We start from the raw sequence: 6,501 nt of genomic DNA on the forward strand, positions 1-6,501 counted from the left end.
TGCATTGGGCTGGTGACCTTCTTGCGCAGCTGCCCGGGGTTCGCCTGCGGATCGGCCAGCATCTTCCCGGCCCCGGCGACGGTGGCCCTGGCCAGGTCGATGGCCAGCTGCTCGTCAAGGCCCAACTTCATCCCGGCCTTGGCCATCGCCTCGGCCAGGAAGAAGCCGTAGGCCGGCCCGGAGCCGGAGATTGCCGAGAGCGCGTCCTGCTGGGCCTCCTCGATCACGTGCACCTCACCGGAGCCGGCGAACAGGTCAATGACCTGCTGCAGCTGCTGTTCACTGACGGCCGGGGCCGGGCTAAGGCCCACCACCCCGGCCCCCACCTGCAGCGGGGTGTTGGGCATGGCGCGCACCAGCGGCTGGTCCTGCGGCAGGTGGGCGGCCATGGACTGCAGGGTGATGGCCGCGGCCACCGAAACAATCACGGTCTGCGGGCGCAGCGCTGCGGAAATCTGGTCGCACAGCTCGGTGATCCCCACCGGCTTGACCCCCAGGAAGACGACGTCCGCCTCGGCCGCGACCCGCGCGTTCGCCTCGGGATCCTGCCCGGTCACCACGACGTTCACTCCCAGCTCGCGCAGCTCGGCCTCACGCGCGTCGCTGCGGATGGTCGCGGTGATCAGCTTCGGGTCGTGCCCGGCTCCCAGGATGCCGCGCAGGATCGCCCCGTTCATGGAGCCGGTGCCCAAAAAGGCCAGGGTCAACGAGTTGGTCAGTTCGCTCATGGTGTCCTTACTTCGTTCGATCTGCGGTATCCGGCAGCGCCAGGTGGGTGCGGGCGTATTCGAGGGTTTCCCCCAGCCACTGTTCCTTCTGCCCGGTGCCCTTGGCCTTGCGGGTGGAGACCTCCACCGCGATGACCCCGCCAAAGTCGGTGTCGCGCAGGTACTGCAGGGTTTCGGCCACCGGCTGGGTGCCGCGCCCGGGCACCAGGTGTTCGTCCTTGCCGTTGTTCAGCCCGTCGCACAGGTGCAGGTGCGCCAGGCGCTCCCCCAGCTGCTCCACGGCCTTGCGCGAATCCATCTCGGCGATCGCCGCGTGGGAGAAATCCCAGGTGACGTGCGGGTAGGACTGCGGTACCGGTCCCAGTGCGGCAGGTACATCTTCGCTTCGCGTCCGCGGCCCGCCACGGTACATGTTCTCCACCGCGATCTTCATCCCGGTCGAGTCGGTCAGCCGCTGCACTCCCCCGGCGAACTCCAGGGCATAGTTCCCCTGCCAGCGGAACGGCGGGTGGGCCACGACGACCTCGGCCCCCACGGCCTGGGCCAGGATGACCGAGCGTTCGATTTTTGCCCATGCCGAGCCCCACACCTGCTGGGTGAGCAGCAGCGTCGGGGCGTGGATGGCCCGAATGGGCAGCTGGTACTTGTCCATCAGCGCCAGCAGGGCGGTGGCCGACTGGGTGGCCTGGTTGCCGGTGATCAGCACCTCCAGCCCGTCGTAGCCCACATCCTTGGCCACCGCGAACGCGTCGTGCACGGTCAGGGGGTAGACCGAGGCACTGGACAGCGTGATGGGGATTGACGTTGTTGCAGGCTCTTGCATGACTCAGCCCTTCTTCCAAGCACTGGTGTGCCGATCAACCCCGAGCCGGGGCTAATTCGTTTCCGCGGGTGCGGGCAGTTGCCCCATCCCGGCACCGAGCGCTACCTCTCCAACTCCCACGCTACTACTTAGCGGAGTCGAAGAGTCAAACAAGACATGATCAAAACGGCGCAGCATCAGCCCTTCGCGCAGCGCCCACGGGCAAATGCGCAGGTGTTTGATCTTCAGTTTCTTCATGGCCTCGATCGCCACCAGCGCGCCGGCCAGCAGCTGCGGGGCGCGCACCTGGGAAACCCCGGGCAGTTCGGCGCGTTCCTCCCAGCTCATGGCCATCAGCCGGTTCGTCCACAGTTTCAGGCTTTCGCGTTCCAGCACCCGCTTCACATAGGGCCCCTCGGTGCTGGGGGCGGCCCCGGTAATCCGGGCCAGGGAGCGGAAGGTCTTGGAGGTGGCGGTGGCCAGGGACGGTTTGCCGTACTGGGCCAGCTCCGTGGTGGGGTCCGAGAGCACATCGCGCACATAGGTGCGCAGCTCCTTGACCTGCTTGGGGGTGGGCCGGTCATCGGGCAGCCATTCGCGGGTCAGCCGCCCGGCGCCCAGCGGCACCGAGTAGGCCACCTGCGGGAATTCATCGTTGCCCAGGGCCAGTTCCAGCGACCCGCCGCCCATGTCCAGGTTCAGGATCGAGTCGTAGGCCCAGCCGAACCAGCGGCGCACCGCATAGAACGTCATGCCCGCTTCCTCTTCACCCGAAAGCTCCAGCAGCTTCACCCCGGTCTCGGCCTCCACGCGTTCCAGCACGTGGGCGCCGTTGGAGGATTCGCGGATCGCGGAGGTGCAGAACGCCATGAAGTCCTCCACCCGGTGGCTGCGCGCGAACCGGGAGGCTCGGTGATGAAACCGATCAGTTCGCGCTGCCCCTCCTCGGTGATGGCCCCGTACTCGTTCAGGTACTGAACCAGGGAGAGCGGGCGCTTGTGCGACGCGTAGGGGTTGGGCCGGGCGCCGGGGTAGGCGTCCACCAGCAGCAGGTGCACGGTGTTCGAACCGATGTCCAGTACGCCCAGCCTCATCAGATGTCCTTCGCGTCGGGTAGCCTGCGCTACTTCTCGGTTTTCTTCGCGGTGGTCTTGGCCGTGGTGGCCTTCTTTGCCGTGGAGGCCTTCGTGGTGCTCTTCTTGGTGGTCGTCGCCTTCTTGGCCGGGGCCTTCTTGGCGGCGCTCTTGCGCTTGACCGGGCCGCGGGCCCGTTTCTCGGCCAGCAGCTCGATGGCCTTTTCCCGGGTCAGCTCCTCGATCGCGGTGCCTCGCGGGACGGTGATGTTCGTTTCCCCGTCGGTGATGTACGGTCCGAAGCGTCCGTCCTTGACCACGATGTTCTTCTCACTGGTCGGGTCGGTGCCGAATTCGGCCAGCGGCGGCACCGCGGCACGCCGGCCGCGCTGCTTGGGCTGGGCGTAGATCGCCAGCGCCTCCTCCAGGGTGATGGTGAAGATCTGCTCCTCGGATTCAATGGAACGCGAGTCGCTGCCCTTCTTCAGGTACGGGCCGAAGCGCCCGTTCTGCACCGTGATTTCCTCACCCTCGCATCGGTGCCCACCACGCGCGGCAGGCTCAGCAGCTGCAGCGCCTCCTCCAGGGTGACGGTCTCAATGCTCATTGACTTGAACAGCGAACCGGTGCGCGGCTTGATCTTAGCCGGCTTCTTCGGCGGCTTGGGCTTGCCGTTCTTGTAGTACTCCACCGGCTGGGCGGCCAGTTCCTCGGCGGTCGGCTCCGGGATCACCTCGGTGACGTAGGCCCCGTAGCGCCCGTCCTTGGCCAGGATGGTGCGCCCGGTCTGCGGATCCACCCCCAGCTCGCGTTCGGAAACCTGCGAGTTGGCGAACAGCTCCTCGGCCTTTTCCGCCGTCAGCTCATCCGGGGCCAGGTCCTCGGGCACGTTCGCGCGCTCCGGGGTGGCGTCCTCGGCCGCATCGGCGGGCAGGGCGCGTTCCAGGTAGGGGCCGAATTTGCCCACGCGCAGCACGATGTCATCGGTGATGGCAATGGAGTTGATGGCCCGGGCGTCAATGTCCCCCAGGTTTTCCACCACGTGCTTCAGCCCGCTGGCCGCGTCGCTGCCGAAGTAGAACAGGTTCAGCCAGTCGCTGCGGGCGCGCTGGCCCTTGGCGATCTCGTCCAGGTCATCTTCCAGCCGGGCGGTGAAGTCGTAGTCCACGTACTGGGCGAAGTGCTCCTCCAGCAGGCGGATCACCGAGAAAGCGATCCAGCTGGGCACCAGGGCGCCGCCGCGCTTGGTGACGTAGCCACGGTCCATGATGGTGGAAATGGTCGGCGCGTAGGTGGAGGGGCGCCCGATCTCCCGCTTTTCCAGTTCCGCCACGATCGAGGCTTCGGTGTAGCGGGCCGGCGGGGTGGTTTCGTGGCCCAGGGCCTCCAGTTCGGTGCCGTTCAGCCCGTCCCCGACCTTCAGCTGCGGCAGGCGGGCCTCGGCGGACTCGCTGGCCTCGGCCTCCCGGGTGGTGTCCTTGCCCTCCTCGTAGGCGGCCAGGAAGCCGCGGAAGGTGATCACTGTGCCGGAGGCGGAGAACTCGGCCACCCGCTGGTCGCTGGCGGTGCCGGCCAGCTTGATGGTGGCGGTAAAGCCTTCGCGTCGGACATCTGGGAGGCGACGGTGCGCTTCCAGATCAGCTCGTACAGGGTGTACTCGTCCTTGCTCAGCGAGGCGCGCACATCCCTGGGCCGGCGGAACATGTCACCGGCCGGGCGGATGGCTTCGTGGGCCTCCTGCGCGGCGTCGGTCTTGGCCTTGTAGACGCGGGGACGCTCGGGCACGGAGTCCGCGCCGTACAGTTCGGTGGCCTGGGTGCGGGCCGCGTGCACGGCCTCGTTGGAGAGGAACACCGAGTCGGTACGCATATAGGTGATGTAGCCGTTTTCGTACAGGCGCTGGGCGACCTGCATGGTGATCCGCGAGCTCCAGCGCAGCTTGCGCGAGGCTTCCTGCTGCAGCGTGGAGGTGGTGAACGGTGCGGCCGGGCGGCGGGTGTAGGGCTTGTCCTCCACCGAGGTGACCTTGAAATCGGCCTCGGCCAGGTTTTCCACCAGCGAGCGGGCGGCCGCCTCGTCAAGGTGGGTCACCGCGCTGCGCGAGCTCTTGAGCTGCCCACGGTCATCGAAGTCGCGGCCGGAGGCCACGCGGGCCCCGTCCACGGAGGAAAGCTTGGCCGCAAAGGATTCGGCGTTGCCGGTGGCGAAGACGCCCTTGATGTCCCAGTAGCCGGCGGAGATGAACGCCATGCGTTCGCGTTCACGCTCCACCACGAGACGGGTGGCCACCGACTGAACACGGCCGGCGGAGAGCCCGCGGGCGATCTTGCGCCAGAGCACCGGGGAAATTTCATAGCCGTAGAGGCGGTCCAGCACGCGCCGGGTCTCCTGCGCGTCCACCAGGTCGGTGTCCAGTTCGCGCATGTTGCCCAGGCGCGTTCGATGCCCTCCTTGGTGATCTCGGTGAAGGCCAGGCGGCGCACCGGCACCTTGGGCTTGAGCACCTGCAGCAGGTGCCACGCGATGGCTTCGCCCTCGCGGTCCGCATCTGTGGCCAGGTAGAGCTCGTCGGCTTCCTTCAGCTTGGCCTTCAGCTCGGAGACGCGCTTCTTCTTGTCCGGGTACACCACGTAGTAGGGCTCGAAGTCGTTGTCCAGGTCGACCGCAAACTTGCCCACCGAGGTCTTCTTCAGCTCGGTCGGCAGTTCCGAGGGCTGGGGAAGGTCACGGATGTGCCCCACCGAGGCGTCCACGTCGAAGCCTTCGCCCAGGTACTTGGCAATCGACTTCACTTTGGCAGGGGACTCGACGATGACGAGCTTCTTACCGGTTTTTTCCTTGGCCTTCGGGGGCACGGCTCTCCTTCACACGGTGTCGGCAACAACCCGACCCCGAAACTATCAGACCCGCTGTCGTTGTCGCCAAGATGCATCCATGGCTCCAGTGCTGAGCCACGATTCCCGATGATCATACATCGGGCAGCAGCCTGTCCTTGCTACGCCCCGGCCGGGGAAGGATGCGGGTACTCGGGCAACAACGATACCAAGTAGAACATCCGGGTGGAGTGGATACTGCGCTCCTCGGCTGTGGCCATGGCCTCATATTCGTAGATCAGGTCCATCAGCCAGCGGTTAAATTCCTTCTGCTTGTCCTCCGGGAGGAACACCAGCCCGCTGCTGAGCAGCGGTGGGCGGTCCGCGGGGGGCCACGATGCCGGCCTTGGCCTCGGCCTCGCGGCGGGCCACCTCGCGTTCAGCCGGGTGCGGAAGTTGTTCAGCTGCACGTTCAGGTAGGCGGTCTTGGCGTTGGCCGAACCGTCGTGGGTGTTCAGCTCCAGGCGTTCACCGGCCGCCTTCCACCGGCGTTCGCGCGCATCACCCTCATTGGCGGCGCGCACCACGTATCCGTACTTCTCCAGCGCCCGCAGGTGGTAGCTCATCGCACTGGGGGTCAGCGAGCACAAGGTGGCCAGCTCGGTGGCGGTGCGTGTGGCCTGGGAGGCAAAGAGTTCGTCGAGCACGATGAGCCGGGCGTCGTGGGCCAGCGCGCGAATCGCCTGGGGTCGGTGATGGACACCAGTTTCGGGTCCGGCGCGGCCCCAGGGGCCTGGTGCTCGTCAGGCCTCTCGGATGTGTTCTGTGTCATACCGGAAAACTTTAGTCCTTGTTTCACACTTTGCGAAGAAAGCCATGCCGGATTAAGCGTTCCACCCCGTCACGCAGGCGATCGGCGAAGGATTCATCCCCCTCCCCGATCAGCGCGTCCAACGAATTGACCAGCTGGTCCACGCTCAGTTCCCCGTCACTGGCGGACACGAACCCGGCCTGGGCGGTGTCCAGCACCTCGCTGCGGCGCAGCCCCGCGCCCTGGCGCAGCAGGATCACCCCGGGATGTTCGG

3 protein-coding genes and 3 pseudogenes are annotated in these 6,501 nt (G+C 66.7%); all 6 read right to left on the bottom strand.

What is annotated here, in order from left to right:
* Positions 1-728, bottom strand: a 728-nt coding sequence (locus tag JCM19049_RS06710) for a pyrroline-5-carboxylate reductase (protein ID WP_054821196.1), incomplete at its 3' end; no start/stop codon positions are given.
* 7 nt (positions 729-735) lie between these two features.
* On the bottom strand, positions 736-1,551 hold the full coding sequence (locus tag JCM19049_RS06715) for a sugar phosphate isomerase/epimerase (RefSeq protein ID WP_279402624.1): 816 nt from the start codon (positions 1,549-1,551) through the stop codon (positions 736-738).
* A gap of 51 nt (positions 1,552-1,602) precedes the next feature.
* Positions 1,603-2,624: pseudogene (locus tag JCM19049_RS06720) on the bottom strand (Ppx/GppA family phosphatase).
* Between the two features lie 29 nt (positions 2,625-2,653).
* Positions 2,654-5,458 (bottom strand): annotated as a pseudogene (topA, locus tag JCM19049_RS06725) (type I DNA topoisomerase).
* A 140-nt stretch (positions 5,459-5,598) separates the two neighbouring features.
* On the bottom strand, positions 5,599-6,123 hold the full coding sequence (locus tag JCM19049_RS06730) for a helix-turn-helix domain-containing protein (protein ID WP_279402625.1): 525 nt from the start codon (positions 6,121-6,123) through the stop codon (positions 5,599-5,601).
* Between the two features lie 148 nt (positions 6,124-6,271).
* A pseudogene (locus tag JCM19049_RS06735) lies at positions 6,272-6,501 on the bottom strand (SAM-dependent methyltransferase); the annotation flags it as partial.

The sequence above is a fragment of the Arthrobacter sp. JCM 19049 genome (genome assembly GCF_001310435.1).